Origin of the sequence: Pseudomonas sp. ARP3, assembly GCF_001029595.1 — a bacterium.
Lineage (GTDB): Bacteria > Pseudomonadota > Gammaproteobacteria > Pseudomonadales > Pseudomonadaceae > Aquipseudomonas > Aquipseudomonas rhodesiae.
On sequence record NZ_LEKF01000009.1, the window covers coordinates 111,331 to 135,410 of the forward strand.

18 protein-coding genes, 1 other RNA gene and 1 pseudogene are annotated in these 24,080 nt (G+C 55.4%); 5 read left to right on the top strand and 15 right to left on the bottom strand.

What is annotated here, in order from left to right; genetic code table 11:
• Positions 1-86 precede the first annotated feature (86 nt).
• The 4 genes and pseudogenes from ABX75_RS12865 to ABX75_RS28395 all read right to left on the bottom strand — a co-directional run.
• The gene (locus ABX75_RS12865; protein WP_047882040.1) at positions 87-3,128 is read right to left on the bottom strand and encodes a type I restriction endonuclease subunit R; all 3,042 of its coding nucleotides are present in this window, start codon (positions 3,126-3,128) and stop codon (positions 87-89) included.
• A gap of 10 nt (positions 3,129-3,138) precedes the next feature.
• Entirely contained in the window at positions 3,139-4,431 is a 1,293-nt protein-coding gene (locus ABX75_RS12870; RefSeq protein WP_047882041.1) for a restriction endonuclease subunit S, read from the bottom strand.
• Complete coding sequence (locus ABX75_RS12875; RefSeq protein WP_047882042.1) at positions 4,428-6,818, bottom strand: class I SAM-dependent DNA methyltransferase; 2,391 nt, start codon at positions 6,816-6,818, stop codon at positions 4,428-4,430. The genes ABX75_RS12870 and ABX75_RS12875 overlap by 4 nt, the downstream gene beginning before the upstream one ends.
• Before the next feature lie 166 nt (positions 6,819-6,984).
• A pseudogene (locus ABX75_RS28395) lies at positions 6,985-7,274 on the bottom strand (IS5/IS1182 family transposase); the annotation flags it as partial.
• A 674-nt stretch (positions 7,275-7,948) separates the two neighbouring features.
• Between ABX75_RS28395 and ABX75_RS29010 the strand changes: the two are divergent.
• Both ABX75_RS29010 and ABX75_RS12880 read left to right on the top strand, forming a co-directional pair.
• Positions 7,949-8,455 (top strand): hypothetical protein, encoded by a 507-nt coding sequence (locus ABX75_RS29010; protein WP_144419298.1) that lies wholly within the window; start codon positions 7,949-7,951, stop codon positions 8,453-8,455.
• A 4-nt stretch (positions 8,456-8,459) separates the two neighbouring features.
• On the top strand, positions 8,460-9,374 hold the full coding sequence (locus ABX75_RS12880; protein WP_047882043.1) for a Kiwa anti-phage protein KwaB-like domain-containing protein: 915 nt from the start codon (positions 8,460-8,462) through the stop codon (positions 9,372-9,374).
• A gap of 105 nt (positions 9,375-9,479) precedes the next feature.
• Here ABX75_RS12880 and ABX75_RS12885 read toward each other — a convergent pair whose 3' ends face one another.
• The 10 genes from ABX75_RS12885 to ABX75_RS12920 form a co-directional block, all read right to left on the bottom strand.
• Positions 9,480-10,367 (bottom strand): hypothetical protein, encoded by an 888-nt coding sequence (locus tag ABX75_RS12885; RefSeq protein WP_047882044.1) that lies wholly within the window; start codon positions 10,365-10,367, stop codon positions 9,480-9,482.
• Positions 10,368-10,846: 479 nt separating this feature from the next.
• A complete protein-coding gene (locus ABX75_RS29665) occupies positions 10,847-11,125 on the bottom strand; it encodes a hypothetical protein (protein WP_073844145.1) in 279 nt (92 codons plus the stop codon).
• Positions 11,122-12,102 (bottom strand): integrase domain-containing protein, encoded by a 981-nt coding sequence (locus tag ABX75_RS12890; protein WP_047882045.1) that lies wholly within the window; start codon positions 12,100-12,102, stop codon positions 11,122-11,124. Before ABX75_RS12890 ends, ABX75_RS29665 begins: the two co-directional genes overlap by 4 nt.
• Positions 12,080-12,439, bottom strand: coding sequence for a hypothetical protein (locus ABX75_RS29015; protein ID WP_047882046.1), 360 nt, complete (start codon positions 12,437-12,439; stop codon positions 12,080-12,082). Before ABX75_RS29015 ends, ABX75_RS12890 begins: the two co-directional genes overlap by 23 nt.
• Positions 12,423-13,790, bottom strand: coding sequence for a YfjI family protein (locus ABX75_RS12900; RefSeq protein WP_047882047.1), 1,368 nt, complete (start codon positions 13,788-13,790; stop codon positions 12,423-12,425). The genes ABX75_RS29015 and ABX75_RS12900 overlap by 17 nt, the downstream gene beginning before the upstream one ends.
• Before the next feature lie 904 nt (positions 13,791-14,694).
• Positions 14,695-15,951, bottom strand: a complete 1,257-nt coding sequence (locus ABX75_RS12905) for an integrase domain-containing protein (protein WP_047882048.1) — start codon at positions 15,949-15,951, stop codon at positions 14,695-14,697.
• 186 nt (positions 15,952-16,137) lie between these two features.
• Positions 16,138-16,527: a transfer-messenger RNA gene (gene ssrA, locus ABX75_RS28405) on the bottom strand.
• A 94-nt stretch (positions 16,528-16,621) separates the two neighbouring features.
• Positions 16,622-16,900: a hypothetical protein gene (locus tag ABX75_RS12910; RefSeq protein WP_034100762.1), complete on the bottom strand. Its 279-nt coding sequence runs from the start codon at positions 16,898-16,900 to the stop codon at positions 16,622-16,624.
• A 135-nt stretch (positions 16,901-17,035) separates the two neighbouring features.
• On the bottom strand, positions 17,036-19,846 hold the full coding sequence (locus ABX75_RS12915) for an FAD-binding and (Fe-S)-binding domain-containing protein (RefSeq protein ID WP_034100760.1): 2,811 nt from the start codon (positions 19,844-19,846) through the stop codon (positions 17,036-17,038).
• A 70-nt stretch (positions 19,847-19,916) separates the two neighbouring features.
• Entirely contained in the window at positions 19,917-21,611 is a 1,695-nt protein-coding gene (locus tag ABX75_RS12920) for a lactate permease LctP family transporter (protein WP_047882049.1), read from the bottom strand.
• A gap of 261 nt (positions 21,612-21,872) precedes the next feature.
• On the opposite strand from ABX75_RS12920, the gene ABX75_RS12925 reads away from it, so the two are divergent.
• Positions 21,873-22,640, top strand: coding sequence for a GntR family transcriptional regulator (locus ABX75_RS12925; protein WP_034115111.1), 768 nt, complete (start codon positions 21,873-21,875; stop codon positions 22,638-22,640).
• 34 nt (positions 22,641-22,674) lie between these two features.
• Here ABX75_RS12925 and smpB read toward each other — a convergent pair whose 3' ends face one another.
• Positions 22,675-23,157: an SsrA-binding protein SmpB gene (gene smpB / locus ABX75_RS12930; RefSeq protein WP_024077453.1), complete on the bottom strand. Its 483-nt coding sequence runs from the start codon at positions 23,155-23,157 to the stop codon at positions 22,675-22,677.
• Between the two features lie 168 nt (positions 23,158-23,325).
• Between smpB and ABX75_RS12935 the strand changes: the two genes are divergently transcribed.
• On the top strand, positions 23,326-23,760 hold the full coding sequence (locus ABX75_RS12935; protein ID WP_034100754.1) for a type II toxin-antitoxin system RatA family toxin: 435 nt from the start codon (positions 23,326-23,328) through the stop codon (positions 23,758-23,760).
• Positions 23,753-24,055 (top strand): RnfH family protein, encoded by a 303-nt coding sequence (locus ABX75_RS12940; RefSeq protein ID WP_034100752.1) that lies wholly within the window; start codon positions 23,753-23,755, stop codon positions 24,053-24,055. The genes ABX75_RS12935 and ABX75_RS12940 overlap by 8 nt, the downstream gene beginning before the upstream one ends.
• Positions 24,056-24,080: the final 25 nt, after the last annotated feature.

A 24,080-nucleotide genomic window follows, 5' to 3' on the forward strand; every position in this document is an offset into this window, starting at 1 on the left:
CCTCTGACTACAGCGGTGGCTGGGTCGAGGCTATAGTCGCCGTCTGCGTGCTTGTGCAGCCGGTAGACTCCCCCAGTTTTTTCGCTTTATGCGCTGGCCTGATTGTCCAAGTTCTTTTTGAGCACCTGCTCGATGTTCTGGCTCCATGCCGCTTTGAACGCCGGATCAGAGGCAAACAGCTTATAGAGCTCCAGCTCGTCCTTTCGCCTTTTCAGCATCACGTCCTGGAGCATCTTTTCCAATGCGAGGCCGCGATTGTAAGGGTCAGCATTGTCCTCGTACTTGGCTGTGTAGTCCGGGTGTGCGCGGATGCTGTTGACGATGTTGACGAACTTGACACGTTGCTCCTCAGGCGTCGCGCTCCAGCCATGAAACCACCGCTCGTTGAAGCTGCGAATGATTTCATCCAGCGGATCAGTTTCCGGATCGCCGTCGCGGTTGCCGCGTGGGTTCGGGTTTTGCGGCGTCAGTTCCGTGTCGGAATCGTCGAGGCCGATTTCCTGGTTCAGCTTCGTGCGCTCCAAGCCATACGATGACAGGTCAACGGCCTCAAGCAGTTCGTCGAGCATATCCTGATTGGGATCTTCGATCATGAGCTTGGGGATCAGAAACTTCAGCAGCCAGAACAGCTTTTCCCACACCAGCACTTCAAACGGGATGATCGACGCCATCTGACCGTAGATCTTCACGAACTGCTTGGCCTTGATCTTGAAGTCGATCTTCTCGGGGTCCAGCAACTCCAACTCAGTGTTGAAGCGATTGGCTGCAACATCGATGATCGGGCTGAGGGCCTGGGCATCTTCACCGGCAAAATAACGTGTGACGAAGTCTTCGACCTCCTGCCACTCGTATACTCCAACTTGGTCCAGTGCGTCCTTCAGCTCGTGCAACACGTTGACGTCGGTCGCCTCGGACAGCGTTGTCACGGTGTAGAAGGGATCGAAGGCCGTCTTGATGTCATCGACGCTGTTGAAGAAGTCGAGGATGAACAGATCTTCCGTTCGCTTGCCCAACTTTGGGGCCGAACGGTTCAGGCGAGACAGGGCTTGGACGGCTAGGACGAACTGCAGCTTCTTGTCCACATACATCGCAGCCAGCTTGGGCTGGTCAAACCCGGTCAGATACTTGTTGGCCACGATCAGCAGCCGATAGTCGTCAGTGTCGAACTTTTCCCGCGTCTCACTTTCAGGAAAGCCGTTCATTTCGGCTTCGGTGTGCTTCAACCCATCGACGGTCTTCTCTCCCGAAAAAGCGATCAACGCCTTAAACGGGGTTCCTTGTGCGTCGAGCAGCTTGTTTACAGCCTTGTAATAACGGATTGCGGATTCGATATTCTGGGTAATGATCATCCCCTTGGCCTTGCCGCGAAGCTTCTTGGCATTCACGACCTGTGGGATGAAATGGTCCAGCATAATCTCGGCCTTGGTGTTGATCGTGTGCTGGCTGCGTTCGACATAGGCCCGCAGCTTCTTCTGAGCCTTCTGGGTGTCAAAAAGCGGGTTTCCCTCCACGGACTTCTGGATTTCGTAATAGCTTTTATAGGTCGTGTAGTTAGCCAGCACATTGAGGATGAAACCCTCTTCAATGGCCTGCTTCATGCTGTAAAGATGGAATGGCTTGAAGCTCCTGTCGGATTGCTGTTCGCCAAACTTCTCAAGCGTGGTCGCCTTAGGCGTTGCGGTAAAGGCCAGATAGGACGCGTTACCGCGCATTTTGCGGGACTGCATCGCCGCCAGGATTCGGTCTTGCGGATCATCCTCGTCCAAGTCGGTGTCCCCGGCACCCATCGCGCGGTTCATGGTGTCATGGGCCTGGCCGCTTTGACCGCTGTGCGCCTCGTCGATGATCACGGCGAATCGTTTTTCGCTTAGGTCCGCAATGCCATCAATGATGAAGGGGAACTTCTGAATTGTCGTGATGATGATCTTCTTGCCGTTCTCCAGCGCGGATTTTAGGTCGGCTGAACGCAGCGCTGGGGCGACGATGTTCTTGACCTCAGAGAAGTCCTTGATGTTGTCGCGCAGCTGCTTATCGAGCAAGCGCCGGTCCGTCACCACAATAACCGAGTCAAACAAGGGCTGGTCTAGGCCCTTGGCGCCAGGGAGGCCGACGCTATTGGGGTACGCGTCGATCAGCTGATAGGCCGCCCAGGTGATCGAGTTCGATTTGCCTGATCCCGCCGAATGCTGGATCAGATAGCTGTGGCCGACACCGTTGGTGGACGCGTGGTCCAGCAAGCGGCGCACCACGTCCAACTGCTGATAGCGCGGGAAGATCAGCGATTTCTTCGCCAGCGGATCGGTGGCTTTGCCCTCCAGCAGAACGAAATGCTGGATGATGCCCGCAAGGCTGGCGGGCAGGAACACCTCTTCCCACAGATAGGCGGTCTTGTGGCCGCTGGGGTTCGGCGGGTTGCCCTCGCCATTGTTGTGGCCCTTGTTGAACGGCAGAAAGAAAGTCGAGGCCCCGGTAAGCTTGGTGGTCATGAACACCTCGTCGGTGTCCACCGCCATATGCACAAGTGCGCGGCCAAATTGCAGCAGAGGCTGGGTGGCGTCGCGTTTTTCGTGGTACTGCTTCTGGCCATGAAAGCGGGCAGTTTGCCCAGTCCAGGCGTTCTTTAACTCGACCGTTACCAAGGGTATGCCGTTCAGGAACAGCACCATGTCGATTTCTTCCAGAGGGTTACTCTGCGAATAGCGGACCTGTCGAGTGATGCTCCAAATATTGGCAGCGAAGTTTTCGTGGATGCGGGGGGCAGAGCTGGCCAGCGGAGCGGGGTACATCAGTGAGAAGAACGCGTCATCGACCGATAGACCCTTTTTCAGCAGATGCAGCAGGCCGTGCCTTTTGATCATCCGATCAAAGCGCTCAAGGATCTTAGCTTGCCAATCTGATGGGTTGCGCGATTGCAGCTTGGCCAGCTCCTTGCCCTGTGTCGACTCCAAAAACTGCCAGAACATGGCAGTGTCGAGCGCATACTGGGCGTTGAAGTCACCGGGCAGGCCGATGCTATAGGGGCCGCCGCCAACCGGCACGGGCTTGCCTGCCAGCTCTTCGGTCGTCCAGCCGGTCAGATATTTCTGAATCGCCTGCTCGAGTGCAACTTCCCTAGTATTGCTGACCATATACTATCCCTTAAATAACCTTGATCTTGCCGGTGACGGCCGCGTTGATTAGGCTGGCTTTGTATTCCTTGAGCGCGGCGATCTGGCGTTCTTTGATGGCAATACCATTCTCAACCTTCTCGCATTTTCTTTTGATTTCGTCCGCAATCTCACGCTGTTCATTGATGGGTGGAAGGAAAAGGTCGACCATCGCGAAATTTTCGAAGGTCAAGTCTTGCCCGTCGCGAATGAAGCTTGCAGTTGTTTGCAGGGCTTTAATATATCGAGGGCTTTTGAAAAGGTAGCCGAAGAAGGTCGGGCAAATCTCCTCGTGCGGTCGCAAAATAATGTAGGAGGACCTGATGCAGCCCGCCGCCCAAGCTCGCTCCAGGCCGCCTTGGAAGCTGCGCATGCTGATCACGAAGTCGTCCAACTCTACGTGCTTGCGTTTTTCGAGGTTCGTCTGGATTTTCACGACCCTGCGACCAACCAGCTCCTCAAACTTCTCTTGAGGAATAACCCCATAGGATTGGGTGGCAGAAAGCTGAATGTCATCCTTTCGCGCCAACTCTTTGCGTTGCGTGAAGACAAACTTGCTGCGCCGCACCTCCCAATGCGCTGGGATTTGGCCAATCCAGTCGATGCCGCTGTCTTTCAATGGAGTGGCGGAATTCAGGCCGCGGGTTACGGCTTCCTGAATGATGATCTGACGCCGCTCGCGTAGCAGCGTGATCTGGTCTTCCTTGATCTTCACAGCTACATCGATCTTGGCGCACTTCTCGTCCAAGAATGTCGCGATCGAACGCTGCTCCTCAATGGGAACGATGAATAGGTCGACCGCCGAGAAGTTGTCAAAGCGAAGCGCCTGCCCATCACGCACTAGATTGGATGTGCTTTGTAGGGCCTCAATATATCTGGTGCTTTTAAGTAGATAGCGAAAAAAGGCTGGCTCTACGCGCGGTCCAGGTCGCAAAGCGACATATGCTGAACTAACGCACCCCGTGTGTTCAGAGTACTCAATTCCGCCCTGGAAGCTACGCATGCTCATCACGAAGTCGCCAGATTCAACATGTTTTAGAATGTCAAAATCAAGAAAGACTTGGGTCACTCGGCGTCCCTCAATCTCCATGAATTGCGATTGAGGAATCACGCCGTATTTTTGAGTAGCTGCAAGTTGTGGCTCGCCCCGTCTTGCGCGCTCTTTGCGGTCAGAAAAAAGCCATTTGCTTCGCTCAACTTTCCAATGCGATGGTAATTTACCAATCCATCTAACATTGCTTTCTGCGTAGCTTTCGTACTGCTCGAACCCAAACCTATCCATCATCCCACCTCCGACAACGCCGCCATCGGGACACCCAAAATATCCGAGATCAGTCCGTCAGCCTGCTGCTCCAGCGTCAGAATATCCGCCGTAACTTCGCCCAAACTCCGCAGCGGCTTGTGATAGTGGAAGTATTTGTTGAAGCTGATCTCGTATCCGATTTTGACCGAGTCGAGGTTGATCCAGGCCTCTTCGACATAGGGCCTCACCTCGGCCAGGAAGTAGCCGTGAATGCTGTCCTTCAGCGGCACAGACTCGCTGTCGCGGAGGTCGGTGTTTGAGGCGTAGGTCAGCCAGGTGCCATCGGCCTGTGCATAAAAGCCAAAATCGCCTAGCGCTGATACGTCGCAGCCTAGCTGCGCAGCTACCGATGCGAGCTCCAGGTCGGTAAAGCGAAGAGATTTGTCTATCACCTTTTCTGCGTCCTCGGCATACCAGCTCACCGCATTCAAGATGGCGTTCTTCTCGGTCGCTGACAGCTTGATCTTTCGGGTCTTCAGCACCTTGCTAATGCGATCACAAAACTCGTTGTAGTCGGCAGTTTCATCCGTACCGATGGCCTGCATCAACTGGTGTCCGTGATCGAGCAATTCGCGCAGACGCTTCCAGTTGGCGGTATCAATTAACTTGGCGCGGGCCTTGGCGTTCAGGGTGATGCCCTGCTCTTCGCACCACTCCATGACCGGCTTAGCATGCGCATTCAGGAAGCCCGGCTCATAGACCGCCTCACCGTGTGCTTCCCACAGATACTCCATCGGTTCGCGCAGGGATTTATCGAAGCGCAGGGGAGCAAGCCGTTCAGCGCTGAACTGGGCGCGGCGGCGGTCGGGGCGCTCGATAGTGACCTTGTGATAGCCGAAATCGGTGTTGTCGTAGATCTGCACGGCAATGCCGGTGGGGTCGCCGTTGGCATCCAGCTTCCGTTCGACCGATTGGAAAGCAAGATAGGCGCTTGTGATTTCTTCGACATGTTCAGGAGCGAATTCGCAGTTCTTGTCACCAAGGTTTTTGCGTAGCTTACGAAATAGCGGGTTGGCGTCGATCAGTTGCACCTTGCCCTGTCGTGCTGCGGGCTTGGCGTTGGTCAGCAGCCAGATATAGGTGGTGATGCCGGTGTTGTAGAACAAGTTGTTCGGCAACTGGATGATGGTGTCGAGCAGGTCGTTTTCGATGATGTGGCGGCGGATGTTGGACTCGCCGCTGCCAGCATCGCCTGCAAACAGGCTGGAGCCGTTGTGGACCGAGGCGATACGCGAGCCTATGGAACTGTCCTTGGTGGACTTCATCTTGCCCACCATATCCATCAGGAATAGCAGTTGGCCGTCATTGGAGCGGGGGGTTGCGTCTTTGGTTTCCCTGGTGCCCCAGTAATTATTCAGCTCGACCTTGAAGCGCGGGTCGATGACGTCGTTGCCGTCCTTGATGTATTTGAGTTCACTGTTCCAGCTTTTGCCGTAGGGCGGGTTGGATAACATGAAATCAAAGCGCTGGGCGGCGAACTCATCGGTGGACAGGGTGGAGCCGACCTTGATGTTTTCGGGGTTGTTGCCCTTAATCATCATGTCGGATTTGCAGATGGCATAGGTCTCGTCGTTGATTTCCTTACCGTACAGATAGACGTCGCCGGTAGCTTTGATCAAACCATCGGGGTCAATGACGTAGTTCTGCGACTCCGTTAGCATGCCGCCGCTACCACAGGCGGGGTCATAGATGGTCATAACGGGGGGCAGCCGATCCTTGATCGGGTCGAAGACCAAGTGGGTCATAAGGTGGATCACTTCACGCGGAGTAAAGTGCTCGCCCGCCTCCTCGTTGTTATCTTCATTGAACTTGCGGATCAGCTCTTCGAAGACATAGCCCATGCCGAGGTTGCTGAGGGCTGGCAGGGTGTTACCGTCAGGGTCTTCGACCTGATGTGGCGTGAGGTTGATGTAGGGCGAGATAAACTTTTCTAGCACGTCCAGTAAGACCTGCTTGTTTGCCATGTGCCGCATCTGCTCCAGTAGCTTGAAGCGCGAGATGATCTCTTTGACGTTGTCGCTGAACCCGTTCAAGTAGTCTTCCACGTTGGCCAGCAGTATCTGTTGGTTGTTAGTGGCGGTTGCATGCAGCAGCTTCAGTGTCCATTTGCTCGTGTTGAAGAATACGTAGCCAGAGGCCGCCTTTAGCGGTGCATCGTCCAGCTCAGTCGCCTTCATTTCGCCTTTCTGAAAGCGGACCTCCTCCAGGACTTCGGCCTTGGTGGGCTCGAGGAGAGTATCGAGGCGACGCAGAACAACCATCGGCAGGATGACGTCACGGTATTTGCCCCGGACGTAAACGTCGCGAAGGCAGTCATCCGCGATAGACCAAATGAATGAGACAAGTTTGGTATGTGCGTAATGGTTCATGGGGAAGGGGCTATTGTCCTGGTGTCAAAGGGGCGCGACGTGTAGCTGAACGGCCGGAAACCCACCATTATCCATGAGCGTTACAGACTCGGCCACCGTGGTGTTTTTTACTTGTCAAATCCATTAAAGGAGACCCATGAATACGAACATTCGGTGAGGTCTGGACTCTGTACGAAACCAGCTGTCGTAAACACCGCAGCGAACAGTCCAGCGAGAGCATCGCAGAAAAGCTGTCGCGAGGTTGTCGTAGCGGTTACCAATCAGGTGGTTGTCTTTCAGCCAGCAGAACATCCGCTCAATGATGTCTCGTCTCGTGTATTGGGGCTTGTTGAGCCGGCGGGGTGCCGCGGGCTTTGGCTTACGTATCATCTTGCGCAGCGGGATGACTGGCTGCATTCGATAACGGTCAGAGTGCTGACGAAATGCCTCTGCGTTATAGCCCTTGTCGGCAACCAGCCTTTACTGGGTCAGTTTTCGGTCAGCGGTAACAGTCACAGCGTCATTCCTGACATATTACGCAGCCGAAAGCTCCAACCTCCGCACAGGCAGCAAAGAAAGACGACAATAACCAATAGGCTGGACGAAGTACGGGCTTGCAGTGTGACCCGCTGCGATGTCCTGAAACGCTACTTCAACCGCGCTCTTGCTCAGGGATTAGGTCACGATGGCCTTACCAATTTGGAACGGATTGCGTACCGAATTGAGCTAGATCTATTACCGCACCTTGCTCAAGGTTGGTAGCGCCGCCGGTGATATATGACTGAGGCCGCCACGCAAAACTGGAGTACTCGTGTGCTGGATCGATAGATCGGCATGCTCTACTACGAGCGTCTGTTGGTGACCCAGGATCGCGCCGCTGTCGGATAGGAAGCCGCCAGCAACTTGAACGCCAACCGATAAAGAACGCAGGAGGGTTAGACCTGTAGATGGCAATATGCTAGCTTGGCTCTGTCTAGTTTAGTGAGCTGTGTGGCGTTTTTGTGGGGCTGACCGCCACCAGAATCCTTTAAATAAAGATCACCAGATTCAGGACTATTTACAAAATGCAGACAAGGATTTTAGTCGCATTATTGATCTACTTAGGATCTTACCTTCCCCTGAGCATGATCTTACTCGTCCAAGATTTTACAATGGGTTCGACTGCTCAAAGTCTGTGCTCAGACTGGAAAAATTTCGCCAGTCAATGTGAGCTGCCGTTAAAGCATCCCTTATTAGCACTTGGTTTTTTTACCCTCTGTCTCATTTCGCTCTCAATATCATTAGGAACAATTTGGCTCGCCACACCAAAGCGGAAAATCATTGTGGAAGAGTGCAAGCATGTTCCAGCAGATCTAATGAACTACGTTTTGCCTTATGTGGTTTCATTTATGAGTTTGGATTATCAAGAGACGGGTAAATTTCTGGGTTTTTTTATATTTCTGGCTTGGATATTTTGGCTGACTTACAAGTCGGGGCAAGTGATTTTAAATCCTGCGCTGGTTGCGTTTGGTTGGGGGCATTACGAAATAAAGTATCGATATGAAGGCGACTCTATATCGAATACAGAAGGTTGTTTGGCTAAGTTTCAACCGTTAACTGGTGATGTTCTTCGTTATAGCAGTATTGATAAAGTCAAAATTCTAAAACAACGAGACTAACATTATGGCCGATCTTTTAGCATTGAAAGCGTTTGATGTCCTCAATTCAACTGTTACTCTGTGGGTTTTCAAGAGATCTACTCGCGCGGGTAAAATAGTTTATACAGGGCGCTGGGTTGAGACTTCTGAACTTTTGGATGCTAAAATAAAAGAAAATGTCAATGCTGCAGTCCAAAGTGTCGAAGAAATTCGAGAATACTCGCTGCTCGCCGAAAATAACGAAACTAGTGTCTTGTCGATTCCAGCAGATGAAACACATGCAGGACAATTGATACAAGAGTGCGTGGCTCGCGATGAAAAGAAGGTGAAAAAACTTAAAGATATACAGAATGCCCATTTTTATGCAGTAAGGCTTACTCTTGATGATCAAAATTCTCTCTATGCAGTAAAATCGACCGATGACTCTTGGAAGTTAAAGAAGCTGGCTGGCGCATATAGGGCGGTATTCAAAGACAATGCTCTGGATATCGATAATACGCCAACTTTTAATATTTCTAAGAGTATAGATTTTTTCATTTTTGACGGCGATGTAATTGCTAAGCAAAAAAATAAGACGGAGTCAATATTAAGCTATAAAGAGGCTCATAAAGAAGATTTTGGGTTGTTAAAGCTGGAGCCGAAATTTTCATCATTGTTTTCCAGTATGGATGAGATTGATGCCTATGTGGGAAACAATAAGATTCAGTTAAGAAGAGCCTCCGCAATTAAGCAAAAGGCCCACTACAATAATGATGTTTATATACAAAATATTCGTAATAATGCTGTGGAAATGCAACTGCTAATTGATTTTGATTTGAACGGGAAAATAGTGCCAAGCGCCGAAAGTTGTAAGTACATTTTTTTGGCTCTTCTCAATCATCGGTTGTTTTCCCGTTTCTCTGGAGAGTATTACGACGTACAAAATATTGAAAATATTTAATACTCTATCGGTAGCTATTAGAGCTGTGGCCTTGTCTCCGTCACCATCCTTGGTTGCAGAGTCGATGAGATGACCGCGTGAGTGTTTTGCGTTATCCAGATTCTCTTATCTTGGATCGTTCTCTACCGCGGGATGAAGATGGCTCAGGTGAATAGGACCACAAGCGAATCGTTGGTACTGAATTAACTTCCGTCGGCGTGCATCACCTATTTGGCGAAGCATGTTCGGTCGTTCCCGATCCATGTAGGCGGTTGGGAATAGCGCCGGATCGTAGGGGATGGCATCCAGCACGTCGATTCCATATTCGACATAAACACGCTTGCCGAGCGGTGTCAGGGCTAAGGCCTTGATCCGGCGGATATGCTCTGATATGACTCGATACCCATCATTTACCAGCAGGTCGCGCAGATAATGGTTCGACGCGCGAAGTGCAATCGTCACCCGCACGGATTCCCGATGTGGCCGATCCTGCCAGTAAGAGAATAAATTGAATAAACGAGACTTCAGACATGTGATGGGGTCGATGACGGCGATCTGCACACCTTCGATATCCAGGACAGATAAATACTTGAAAATCTCTTTTTGAGGCGCGCCCCCGACGCTGTCCATTTCCAGGATATCGACAATGACCTCTTTACCGTCAACCCAGTCAATATACGCGGCGGCAATGTTTATAGTGTTGTCGTCCATCTTAGCCTTGCGAAAAGGGACTCCCATCACGCGGGCGCAATAATCAATAGAGTTGGGTTTACCGATAAAGTCCAAATCATCGCTAGTGACGAATCCGACATCCTCGCCTGTCATTTCGTCGATGAGGTATTGCCGGGCCCAAAGCGTAAGCGATTGCCCGCCAACGATCACAAGGCCGTAATCGGTGACAGCTGATTGAATTGAGGGGCGGTAGACGCGCTGAATTAGATCGAGCAGAAATGCGAAGAGCTCTGAACGTTCAAGTAAGGCGAACGGAGCGTCTTCGTTTGCCGCTTCGGGCATCAGTTGCTTAGCGCAGAGAATCGTAGTGGGCGAGCGATTGAAGCAGAGTTGCCACGAAGGGCGGCTTTGGCACGGGCAGCAGCCATTTCAAGCATCTCAGGGTCTGCAGCATAGACAGCATCAACCTGGCGGTCACGTGAGCTGCTTTTAAGGCTCATCATTTCCGCAAAGCTAAGGTCTTTTGAATGCTGGTGGCCGCTGATCATGGCGAAAGTACCCATAAGGGTGGAAATAGACTTGGATTTGAGGTTAGCACATTCAGTTGGCGCATTTATAGGCGAAGGGCTGTGGTTGCAAGGGATTAGCCGACGAAATGCATGGGTTAGGGTGCCGTCTAGGTGCATGGGGCCTGTGAAACAGGCCCCATGCACCTAGACGGCTCTTAACGGCACTAAGTACCATGGTCTTTATCGAGATAACCATTTGTCAAGGGAAATGTCAACGTGGAGGGCCACTTATGTGGCCGGGACGGTCGGCGCTTAGATATCAAGGCAAAGCCAGCTCCGGCCTAATCTTTTCGAGATAAGTTGTGCGGTGAGCCTGTAGTAGTAACGGGTGGCTTCTGAGCGGTCCTTCAGCTGGTGTACCAAAAACCAACGCACATGCTTGAAGTGCCAGCCCCAAGGGTTATCGCGCTGCCACCTCTGTTGGATAGCTGCCTGCATGATACGAGCTTGTCGAATGTGTCTTTGCTGCGTGGCTGTCGAACCGTTCAGTACTCCACCCAGGAAAAGTGCCATATCGAAAGGCTTGCTCACGCTCTACCCCCAATGTAAGCCGAAACCACCTCGATTCGATTGTGCCCAAGCTCAAGACTAATTTGCCGTCGCGCGCTTTGGTCCAGAGCGTGGTCGATGCGATAGCATCGGCCACCATTGACGGGGGCCGCGTGGCCCGTGAGCTGTATGTAGCGCTCGCACGCATAAGCCGCTCGAAATTCATGAACCCCCTTCAGTCCCAGCTTCTGAAGCAATTCACGGGCTGGCCTCACCGTCTGCTGCTGGAACTTGGCGTAGCTTTCACCTTCGGCCAGCAAATTGCGGCTGTGGTGTGGTGAAGCGTGACGAGCCATCTGCAAGGCTGCCTTAACCTCGTTATTTGCGATGATCCAGCGCGGAGCTGAAGCGCCAGCCCGGCCGCCTTTGGTCCCATCCTGAATATTGATGCGGCCTAAGTGTTTAGCCTCACGTTGCAAGCGTGGCAGGTCAGCCAAGATCGTTTCGCGCAAGCGCATGCCGGTTGCGCGGGCCAGGCAGATAATCGCAGCGACGCGGTGGTGGTGCTGTTCGCGAAGCGCTTCAATCACTCGACTCAGTTGTTGGTGATCTTGGCCATCCGGTGCGCGGGTGCGTACGCTTGATCGCTGCATGCCGAGTGCCTTGCTCGGGCTGGCGATTTTCACGTACTGGTCGCCGCGTAGTGCTGCGAGGGTACGGTTTACGCTACTCAGGCGGTTCTGCGCGGTGGCGATGCAGATTTCACCTTGTTGGATTTGCTGACGCAGGTGTGTGGCGTAGCTGTGCAAGGTACTGCGATCTATCTGGCGGGCGTCGTTGTAACCGGGGCCGTCCGCTGATCGACACCACTTCACGAAAGCCTGCCAGCGATCACTGTGTGCTTTGACCGTAGCGAAGTGGCCGCCGGCAAACAGATCTTTCAGCGCTTGTGGGCCGGCATAGCTGAGCTGACGGCCGTAGCCAAAGTTGCGCCCGTCACGTCGGCCGACCAATGCCATCGGCTTCACCGTTTTCATTGTCTTGCAGAAAGCGCAGCACCGCTTTCCAGTGGGCGCTGATCTTGTTCACTTGTTGCCAATGTGCGGGACGAATAATCAGGGCGTTTTGCTGATGCCGCAGCATTGCTCCCTCTTCGCGCAGTTGGTGGATCAGTTGGCCGATGTTGACAGGCCCTAAGGCGGATGTGGCGACAACGGCGACAGTGGCGACAACCCTTGTAGTTGCTGCTCTGAAGCATGGCGACAAGGCGGCGACGGAAGTGGCGACACTCCGCAATGCAGGTCGTGTCTGATGCTGCGCCTGGTAACGGCGCACCGCGTCATTGAGGCGGAACATGGCGCACCTCGAAGGTCTTTCCGTCAGAAGAGTCCAGCCAGCTATGTGAGATCAATTCGACCAGCAGCGTAATGGTGTGATGACTGCTTTTGCGGGCAAAGCGGGGGCCATTGCGATTGAGGTCGCGGACGGTAAATTGGGTCCAGCCTTTTTGCGTCAGCCAGCGCAGCAGTCGATCCGCCTCCTCGCGTAACGTGTTGATGGGTTCTTGCTCCGTCAGGCGCTGGATTTCGGCCAGGTAGTAATCCATCAGCGTCGAGGCGCGCTGGATATGGGGTTCGTCCACTACGGGCGCGTCTTCAATCACCGCCAATACCCCGGCGATACGCAGTACATTGGCGGCTGCTTTCCCGGCGACAGATTGAATGCCGGCCAGCTCGCCAAACTCACCAGATTGGCATTCGATGGTGTCGTGAATATCGATCCAGGCACCGCGAGCGCTGGGTGTCAGTTCCAGCCTGTCAGGGTTAAGTGAGCCGTCGTTGTGTAGCGACAGCGGCTTATCCAGCAGAGCGGTAATGCGCGCTTGGTAGCGCTGGATCCTGGCATCTCGCGTAAGGTCGACCGCCTTGTACAAGCGTCGCCCCACTAGGCGTTCGGGCCAACTGATCAGGCAACGGCCAAGGATGCCTTGGCCGTTGATCATCCGGTCTGTGAGTAGCTGGGTGGCCAGGTAAGGTTGCAGCATCAGATGCAGACTGAGGCGACGATCATAAGCTCGCAGGCTTTCGCCAGGCATGGAGCGCGCCCGGTCGATGGGGCTGCCGTCCCAGAGTGCTGACAGGGTGGTGATGGCCTTGAGTTGGTTCTCTTTGCTCATGGTGCTGCTGCCCAGAAACTGGCCGCCCTCATCGTTGAATAACCCCATGCTGGGCAAGCCCTGGCATAGGTTTTTGATCAGCGCCTCAATGGTGGGCTCGGCGATGATCAACCTGGGCGGTATGGGGTCGGATAACTCACGAGCTTCGTGCTTTCCTCGAATGGCGGCGCGATTGGATTTCAGTTGCTCCAAATACAACGCCCACTGCCGCCGCTCCCACTCACGCGCAGCCGCCAGCGCCAGATGATCCACTGCGCTTTTCCGATCACCCGACGATGCCACCGTCAGCATGTACAGGGACAACGGATAAACACGGCCATCGAGATGCACATTGGCGTGCGACTGGGCCACCAGGGCGGCAGTGGCCAACACCGATTGCGCAGCCATGGCACAGGGCACGCCGATCACCTCGGCCATACGTTCGACGGCTGGCCCTAAGATCTGTCCCAACGCTTCGACTGGATACACCAGCGGCTCGGGCCGGTATTCCAGAAGTGGCTGTGGCAGGTCGAACACTTCGCACAATTGCATCGTCATTCTCCTGGTGCTTCGAATTTCCCCCTCACTCTCCCCGCCACGGTTGTTGAGTGTTATCAGGGATCAAGGCCCCTGCAGCCTGTGAGGGTGTCCACTTACGCGGGACGGGCGGCTCTTTACGACCGGGAGCTTGGGCATCTCATGATCTGGCCTCCTGAGCACCGATAACGGTGGGCGGGTGGAGGCTGCGTTGGCTGACGAGACCAGCGCCGCGAGATCCTGAGTCTGTTGCAGGCAGTAATGCGATGACCAGGGCGTGCCTGACTGTCAGTCAGGTGCAGTCCATTCCGTGGGCTGCGGCACCATCATCTGCATTGCTGCTGCGGGTGACATCGGGGTTTGTCACGCCGATTGTCACAGTGACAAACGCTGCAATGTGTTGCCCGGCAAGGGCTGCGGCAGTGGTTTCGGCGCCCGTCTCTTTCCTGGAGAAAGAGACGGGCGTGGGCTGCCGCATTTGCACTGTGGATAAGTTGGCTTCGATCACGTTGGGCGTGACTGCGCGCCTAATTGGAAGCGAGCGCGCATGGCTGGGACCACCACTGTAGGGCGTAGCCTTAAAGATCCCTGGCTACCTGGGCAATGCTGTCGATGACAGCGCTCTACGGCTCTGGTGTAGCGCGTGCTCGGAGGGTGGTCAACCGTGTATGGGGTGGGGTTTTTAGGCGATGGATGTGTATGGAAGACGGTGGCTTTGAATGGACAGTGGGCCGTTCGTCGGTTTTTAAAGTGAGCCCCTGAGGACGGGAAGGCAAAGCCTTCCTGCCCTCAGGGGCTGGGCCTTAAAAGCTTGTGGGCGATGCAGATGGTGGCGACGGTCGCCGCTTTGTCGCCATGCGCAGGACCGCTAAATAAGTGGGTTGTCGCCAGTGTCGCCGCTGTCGCCAGTAGGAACTGATTAACGAAACGGGATGACGTTCCCGTTTTTGTTTTCATGAATGGCCGTCACCGACAAATTGCCGGTGGCGGCTTTTTGAATGTAGTCGCTCCACCAAGTCATCATCGGGCGTCTTCGCTCGATGTAGTCCGCTCGGTTGTACGCGCTTCGGACTTCGTCTTTGTCGACATGGGCGAGTGCGACTTCAATCAACTCCGGGTCCCATCCATGTTCGTTGAGGATGGTACTAGCCATTGATCGCAGGCCGTGGCTGACCAGCCGATCCTGAAAACCCATACGTTTTAACGCCATGTTCGCGGTTTGGCTGTTGGCGTGAGTACGCGGATTTCGGTCTGCCGGAAACACATGTTCCCGGTGGCCGCTATAGGGTTTGAGTGTCTCCAGCAACGCGAGCGTCTGGTCGCTCAGGGGGATGGGGTGCGCTCGGCGTTTTTTCATGCGCTCCTTTGGGATGGTCCAGATGCGTTTCTCGAAATCAATTTCTGCCCAGGCCGTTCCGGCAGCCTCGGCAGGGCGGGTCATGGTGTGCAGTTGCCATTCGATGAGGCAGCGGGTGATGCGTTTAATGCTAGCGTTGGCAATCGCCACCATGAGGTCGGGTAGTTCTTCGGGGGGAAGTGCCGGCATGTTTTCTTTTTGCGGCTTTTTGAAGGCTGCCCGTATGCCGCTGAGCGGGTTCGCGAAGATCAGTCCGCAGTTGACGCCGTAGGCCATGATTTCGTTGAGACGTTGGGAAAGTCGCTTGACCGTCTCCAGGCTGCCTTTGGCCTCGATCGGGCGTAGGAGCTTGATGATCATGGGGGCGGTGATGTCTGCGAGGGGTGTGGCTTTGAGGCTGGGGAAAACATGCAGCGTGAGTGAGCGCCAGATGTCTTCGGCGTAGGCCGTTGTGACGGAGTGTTTTTTCAACTCGAACCAAGCGGTGGCCACCTTCTCGAATGTGTGCTCGGTTTTTGCCAGCTTGGCCTGCCTTAGCTCATCGCGGTGCGCTTTGGGGTCGATGCCTTGCGCCAGCAGTTCGCGTGCCTCAGCTGCTTTCTTTCTGGCATTTGCCAACGAGAGGGCTGGGTAAGGGCCGAGCGCCATGTTGAGGCGGCTTTTGGTTACCGGCGCGCGGTAATTGAAGTTCCAGATCATCGAGCCACTGGCTCTGACCCTGAGTTGAAGGCCGTCGCCGTCAGTGAGAACGAAGTCTTTTCCTGTTGCCTTGACTGCCTTGAGTTGGCGGTCTGATAGGCGGGCTGCATTAGTAGGCATGAGAGCTACCTCTGACACCGTTTTGGTATCCCAAAAATAGCACCAGTGGGCTCGGGATACCAACTGGGATACCAAAACGCCTGGAACTCTAAAAGCTTCTGTGGAAGCCAATGGCGGTGAAAGCCCCGTATTTACTGGGTTTCAGGCACAAAAAAAGACGTCCGTGGACGTCTTTAGATGATGAAGTGGTGGAGCCGGGGGGATTTGAACCCCCGTCCGCCAGTACTCCGCTGTCGGTACTACATGCGTAGCCGTGTCTATTAAGTTAACCCTTGGCGACCCGACGGGCAGGGTGCTTTGGGCGAGTTGTGTAAGTTTTAGCCGCTTCGTCCACAACGTACTGCACGGCGATTCTGTTCTATATGACAATCATTTTGGGTTTACAGACATCCCCTGATGATTGCTGGGCCCGAAGGCACCAGGAGTGCATGTCAGCTGCAATTAAGCAGCGAGAGCAGCACCGTATTGGTCGTCATTGGCAACTATAAGAAGTTGCAACAGTGGATTTACGAGTTCTGTTACCAACTCGGCATGCACCTAAAGTTTCGCAACCGGCGTCGAATCCTAAACGGCCCCGTGCTTGTAACTCGTTGTTTCTTAGTGAGTGACAAGCCTGTGCAGTGTACGCCAAACCGTCACGGAAGGCCAACCCGAAGGTTGGCCTTAACGCTTACTCGCCACCTTTCTCGCTGTTTTGCAGGTCTTGCAGCGTCTTGGAGGTGATCTCGATGCACTTCTTGTCATCGCCTGCGGCGTGGGCCGCTTTAGCCTGGGCCACGGCGGTGTCGATTTCGTCGCTTTTGCCACTGGTGTCGGTGGCGAGTAACGCTTTACCGTTATTGATTTTATCCAAGTTGATCTGGCATAGGTCTTTGTCGCCGGCGGCAAAGGCGGGAGAGGCCAGCATCGCAGCAGTCATGAACAAGCCAGCTAGAGCGGAACGCTTCATCGGGTATCTCCTTGCGCAAAAGGGCTCGACGCTGCTGGCGTTCGACGGCTGCCAGCGACATCAGTGAGGGCCTCGATTGTCGAGGCCTATTCAGCTGACTACGCCGACGCGCGGGGGTTCTGTTTTTTTGCAGCGTTAATGGGCACGGGCCTGGGTGACCCGGTCCACCAGGTAGACCAGTCCGTGATAATCGATGCCGCCATGTTGGCTCAGGCCGATCTCGCAGGTGCGGCTGGTGGAAATACCTTCGCTGCAAAATTGCACTGCGTCCTTGAGTGAGCGCAGTGAATGGGCATTGAGTTCCGGCGTGGTAAAACCCTTGTCACCGGCAAAACCACAGCAATGAATGCCTTCCGGGATGATCACGGTGCTGGCGCAACGTCGGGCCAGTTCAATCAGCGCCTGGCTTTCGCCCAGGTGTTGGGTGCTGCAGGTGACGTGCACCGCGATCGGTGCTTCCTGCGGTGTGAAGTCCAGTCGATCCATGAGATGGGTGCGGATAAACCGCACCGGGTCATAGAGGTCCAAGCGGGTTTCGCCCAGGTCTTGCACCAGGCGCAGGGTGCAGGGGCTGGTGTCGCAGTAGATGGGGTCCAGGCCGCCGCGACTGGCGTGGAGCAGGGCGCCGATCAGTTCCTGGCGTTTGTGTTCGGCCTGTTCGGCGTAACCTTTTGAAGCGAATGGCTGACCGCAGCAGAGGTTGTCTTGATTCTCTGGGATAACCACTTGGTAACCGGCTTTTTCCAGTAGGCCACGGGTTTTGTCGTACAGCGACATCTGCTCTTTATCGCCGGCAGCTGGGCCCATTGCCCGCGACACGCATGCCGCCAGGTAGACGACGCGGGGCCGCTCGTCAGTTACAGGAGGACTGAAGCGAATGGCTTTTTCCGGCTGGGGCATGGCGTTTGTCCACTGAGGGATTTGCCCTTTCGACAAACGGGTTGCTGTGGCAGACAGCTTGGCCAGACGCGGCGCGCCCAGCAGCATGCGGGCGCCATTCGCCACATGCAGGGTAAAGCGCGCACCTTGCAACGCAGTGGAGAAATGGGTGGCCAGCCATTCGGCCGTTTTCGTACGGTCTGCGTTCCTGGCACGCAGTTTTTTCACCAGGTCGCCGGTATTAATTCCCACAGGGCAGCGCTGGGCGCAGAGGCCGGTGGCGGCGCAGGTGTCGATACCTTGATAGTGGTATGCCGTTTCCAGTTCGGTGGTATCGACCCCGGCGCGTTTCTTGGCTTGTATATCGCGCCAGATCACAATGCGCTGGCGCGGGCTCAGTGTCAGCCCTTTGGACGGACACACCGGTTCGCAGAATCCGCACTCGATGCATTTATCCACCAACTCATCGGCGGCGGGCAGCGGCTTGAGGTGCTTGAGGTGGATCTGCGGGTCTTCGCTGAGCACCACGTCCGGGTTGAGAATGCCGTTGGGATCGAGCAGGCGCTTGAGTTGCCACATCAACTGATAGGCATCGCTGCCCCATTCCAGCTCGACGAATGGGGCCATATTACGCCCGGTGCCGTGTTCGGCCTTGAGCGAACCGCCGAACTCCACTGCAACCAACTGCGCGACGTCATCCATGAACGCTTGATAGCGTGTGACTTCCTCACTGCTGTTGAAGCCTTGAGTGAACACGAAGTGCAGATTGCCTTCCAGCGCGTGTCCGAAAAGGATCGCTTCGTCGTAGTGGTGTTTGTCGAACAGTTCGATCAGGCGGTTTACGCCGATAGCCAATTGCTCGACCGGGAAGGTCACATCTTCGATGATCACTGTAGTACCGGTCTTGCGCACGGCGCCGACGGCGGGGAAGGTGTCTTTACGAATGGCCCACAGGCGGGCGTTTTCCACGGGGTCTTCGGTGAAGTCGACCTGTTTTTCCACAGGAAAACGGGCCAGGGACGCCATGATCAGTGCCAGTTGTTCCTGCAGTAGCGAGGAAGTCGCCGCGCGGGATTCGATCAGCAGTGCGCAGGCATTTTCCGATAGGTGTTGTACGAACGCGGGCATGCCGGGTTTGTTCTGCACCGAACGCATGCTACGGCGGTCCAGTAGCTCTACGGCCGAGACTGGCTGAGTTTTCAGCACGGTGACGGCGTTGCAACAGGTCTCCACATCCGGGAACACAATCAATGCCGACGCCTTGTTCGGATGATCGACCACGGTGTTGTAGGTCACTGCGCTGATGAAACCCAGCGTACCCTCGGAGCCCACCAGCAGGTGGCTGAGAATTTCCAGCGGGTCGTCAAAGTCCACCAAAGCGTTAAGTGACAGGCCGGTGGTATTTTTCAGACGGTACTTATGGCGAATTTTCGCCGCCAACTCGGTATTTGCCCGCGTTTCGCGCCCCAGTGTTGCCAGACGCTCCAGCAGTGCGCCGTGTTGCGCGCGAAAAGCGCTGACGCTGACAGGGTCTTCCGTATCCAGACGGCTACCGTCGGCCAACACCAAGCGTATGCCCGCCAGGGTGTGGTAAGTGTTCTGTGCGGTGCCGCAGCACATACCGCTGGCGTTGTTGGCAACAATACCGCCGATCTTGCAGGCGTTGATGGATGCCGGGTCCGGACCGATCTTGCGCCCGAACGGCGCGAGCCAGGCGTTGGCCTGCGCGCCGATCACGCCGGGCTGCAAACGGATCTGCGTGCCTTGTCCACGAATTTCGCGGTCGTTCCAGTTGTCGCCCAGTACGATCAGCACCGAGTCGCTGATCGCTTGCCCGGACAGGCTGGTGCCGGCGGCGCGAAAAGTAACGGGTACATGGTCGCGCTGGGCCCATTGCAGCAGCGTCACGACTTCGTCTTCGGACTCTACACGGATCACCAGTTGTGGGATCAATCGGTAAAAGCTGGCGTCGGTTCCGAACGCGAGGGTGGACAGCGGGTCGTCGAAGCGCCGGTTTGGTGGGATCAGCTGTGCGACGTCATTAAGGAAAGCGGCAGGCAGACTCATTCGTCCTCCAGAAATAGCGGACGCCGGAATAGTTACCCGGCGTCGGTTCTTACCCTATTACGTGCAGGTCTCAGTGCACCAGCATACCGGTGAACCAATAGGCCTGTGCCAACGTGATCAAGCCAACGATGGTGGCAAAGAACAGGCTGTGCTTGAGGGTGAAGCGGAACAGGTCGGATTCCTTGCCGACTAGGCCGGTAGCGGCGCAGGCCACGGCGATCGACTGTGGCGAGATCATCTTGCCGGTAACGCCACCGCTGGTATTGGCGGCAACCAACAGCGTGTCGTTGACGCCGATCTGGTGGGCAGTGGTGGCCTGCAGCGAGCTGAACAGTGCGTTGGACGAGGTGTCGGAGCCTGTCAGGAAAACCCCCAGCCAGCCGAGGAATGGCGAGAAGAATGGGAAAGCAGCCCCTGTGCCGGCCAATACCAGCGCCATGGTCGACGACATGCCGGAATAGTTGGTGACAAAGGCGAACGCCAGCACCATGCCGATGGACAGGATTGGCCAACGCAGTTCGTAAAACGTTTCTTTTAAAGTGGTCAGACCAGTTTTGATGTTGATCTTCAGCACCAGCATCGAGATCAGTGCGGAGAAGAAAATCGCCGTACCGGTGGCTGAAATCGGGTCCAGCTTGAACACCGCCGGGATTGCGGTGGGGTTGGTCACGATGGGGGCGACCTTGATCACCAGTTGATCCAGATGCGGAATCGCGAAGTTGAACACCCAGCTGTACATCGAGCCGCCGGCGGCGAACATCGCCTTGAACGGTTTGAGGGTCCAGATCGTCACCAACACCGTGAGAATCAGGAACGGCGACCACGCCTTGAAAATCTGCCCCAGGCTGTACGGCGATGCGACCGTGCTGCGCGGCTGGCCAAAGCCGCCGGCACTTGCAGTCACTACCGTGTTTGAGGTGGCGCCGGCAATTTGCGCGCCAGCGGTGCGCTTGGGTTGCCAGACTTTCAGAAACAGCGTCAGGGCAATCAGGCTGGCCAACGCCGAAGTGATGTCTGGCAGTTCCGGGCCGATGAAATTGGAGGTGAAGTACTGGGTGATCGCAAAGCTCAAGCCCGCAACCAGGGCTGCTGGCCAGGTTTCACGTACGCCGCGCAGGCCGTCCATCATGAACACCAGCCAAAACGGCACGAACAGCGACAGCAGTGGCAGTTGGCGGCCAGTCATGGCCCCGATCTTGAACGCATCAATGCCCGTCACTTGCCCGGCCACGATGATGGGGATGCCCAGTGCGCCAAATGCGACGGGGGCAGTGTTAGCTATCAGGCAGAGGCCGGCGGCGTAAAGCGGGTTGAAGCCCAGGCCAACGAGCAGCGCTGCGGTGATGGCCACTGGTGCGCCGAAACCGGCCGCACCTTCCAGGAAGGCGCCAAAGCAGAAGCCAATCAGCAGCACTTGCAGGCGTTGGTCGTCGGTGATCGACAGAACCGAGCTACGGATAATCTCGAATTGGCCGCTCTTAACCGTGAGTTTGTAGAGGAACACGGCCGCCACGATGATCCACGCGATAGGCCACAGACCATAGGCGAACCCGTAACCGGCAGCGGCGAAAGCCATATCGACCGGCATCTGGAAAGCAAAAATCGCCACCAGGATCGACAGTGCCAGGGTAATGCTGCCGGCCACATGCCCTTTGAGGCGGAACACTGCCAGGGCCAGGAAGAAGAATACGATCGGGATGACTGCGGCGAGAGCGGACAAGCCGAGGCTGCCGAGTGGGCTGTAAAGCTGTTGCCAGGTTTGCATATGGGGTGGCCCCTAATTGTTGTTGGTCAGGCACTTTTTTGTCGATATGGATAATTGGTAATACCAATTTACAATCGATGTGAGCTAGGTTAAAAGCCTTCGTGGGATGTGTCAATTTGCCGCCTGCAAAACTTTGGTCGTAGTGGGATGGCTGAGGGGATCTGAGCGGCAAAATCGAAGGCACTCTGATGGGTGCTGGAACGGCGGCGATAGGCCAGAATAGAGGGCCCGGCGAGTGGTCGGGATGGTGGAGAGTGAGTTATGGCGTTTGATCAGGTGCGGCAGCGCCGTCTGTCTGACGATATTGTCGAGCAGCTTGAAGGAATGATCCTTGAGGGTACGTTGAAATCCGGCGAGCGTTTGCCGGCTGAACGTGCCTTGGCTGAGCAGTTCGGAGTCTCGCGTCCGTCGTTGCGCGAGGCTATCCAGAAGCTGGCGGCCAAAGGATTGTTAGTCAGTCGTCAGGGGGGCGGCAACTATGTCGTCGACTCTTTGGGTTCGACTTTCAGCGATCCGCTCCTGCATCTACTGGAGAACAATCCAGAAGCCCAGCGTGACTTGCTGGAGTTTCGCCAGACTTTGGAGGCGTCATGCGCGTATTACGCGGCGTTGCGTGCCACCGAAGTCGACAGGGAACGGCTGACTACTGCGTTTGAAGCGTTGCAGGACTGCTACACGCGCGTCGATGAAGTCAGTCGGGCCGAGGAGGGGGCGGCGGATGCTCGGTTCCATCTGGCCATTGCCGAGGCCAGTCATAACGCGGTGTTGCTGCACACGATTCGAGGTTTGTTCGATCTGCTCAAGCGTAACGTGGTGACTAATATCGGTGGCATGTATCAGCAACGTACAGAAACCCGTGACATGCTGATCAATCAGCATCGGGATTTGTACCTAGCGATCATCGAGGGGCGGGCCGAGCAGGCAAGGGAGGTGTCTACACGACACTTGTTGTACGTGCAGGAAGTGTTGGAGGAAGTTCGTCAGGAGGTTCAGCGCGTGGCACGTGCGGAGCGACGCAAAGGGATGTAGCCGCGGGTGCTGGCCGAGGCTACATCGTACAAGGTTATTCTTCCTTGCCCTTGTTGCGTACCGCGCGATGCAGCTCGCGATTGGAGTCGCGCTCGCGTTCGGTGTCGCGCTTGTCGTATTCCTTCTTGCCCTTGCCCAGTGCGATCTCGCACTTGACCAAGTGCTTGCTCCAGTACCAGGACAGGCAGACGCAGGCATAGCCCTTCTGCTGCACGGCCGCGGCAAGCTTGTCCAGCTCGCGGGCGTTGAGCAGTAGCTTGCGGGTGCGTACCGGGTCGGCAATCACATGAGTGCTCGCGGTGGTCAGCGGGGTGATATGACTGCCCAGCAGCCACGCTTCACCATCCTTGAGCAGTACGTAACTGTCGACCAGCTGCAGTTTGCTGGCACGCAGACTCTTTACTTCCCAGCCGGCCAGGACCAGACCAGCCTCGAAACGATGTTCGATGAAGTAATCGTGTCGCGCCTTTTTATTTTGCGCGATGGTCCCTGTGGGGTGTTTCTTTTGTTTAGCCATAGGGGCGGCATTATAGGCAGTTGCGAGCTTGGCGGCTACGGTCAACCTGCGTGCTTGAGCGTGTTGGACGAATCCCGGACAATGCGGGCAGTTCTTTGGTTTTTTTCTCTCGCGGATCGGGCTGTTCCTTCGCGATGTTTGCCGCTCAGCTGTGGAAATAACGCACACATGACGACGCATATTCAACGTTCGGCGCTGCTGCCCTATCCGGCACAGGCGCTCTATGATCTGGTCAACGACGTGGCGCGTTATCCGGAATTCCTGCCCTGGTGCTCAACTGCCGAAGTGCTTGAAAGCAGTGCTGAGCACATGGTCGCCAGCGTGGGCGTGGCCAAGGGGGGGCTTAGTCAGCACTTCGTTACGCGCAATGTATTGGTGCCGGGTAAATCCATCGAAATGAATTTGCAGGAAGGCCCATTCACCCAGTTGCATGGCGTATGGATTTTTAAAGCATTGACGGACAAGGCCTGCAAAATCAGCCTGGATTTGTCGTTTGATTATGCCGGACCCATCGTACGAGCGACGCTTGGGCCGTTATTCAATCAGGCGGCCAATACCTTGGTGGATGCATTCTGTCAGCGGGCTAAGCAGCTGCATGGTTGAAATCGAAGTGGTGCACGCCGCTGTCGATCGTCAGGTCTTGCTTGCTGTGACCGTGCCCTTGGGCACGAGTGTGCGCAACGCGGTACAGCTCTCGGGAGTTCTGGAGCAGTTCCCCGGTATTGATCCGGCGACTTGTGCATTAGGGATATTCGGTAAGGCTATTTCTGACGCTGATGTGCGTGTTGTACAAGCGGGCGATCGAGTTGAGATTTACCGTCCCTTGTTGGCTGATCCCAAGGAAGTGCGCAGGTTGCGTGCAGCCAAGGCAGCGCTTGCCAGGCAGCAGAATACTTAGCTCCGCTAATCGGCAGATACGAAAA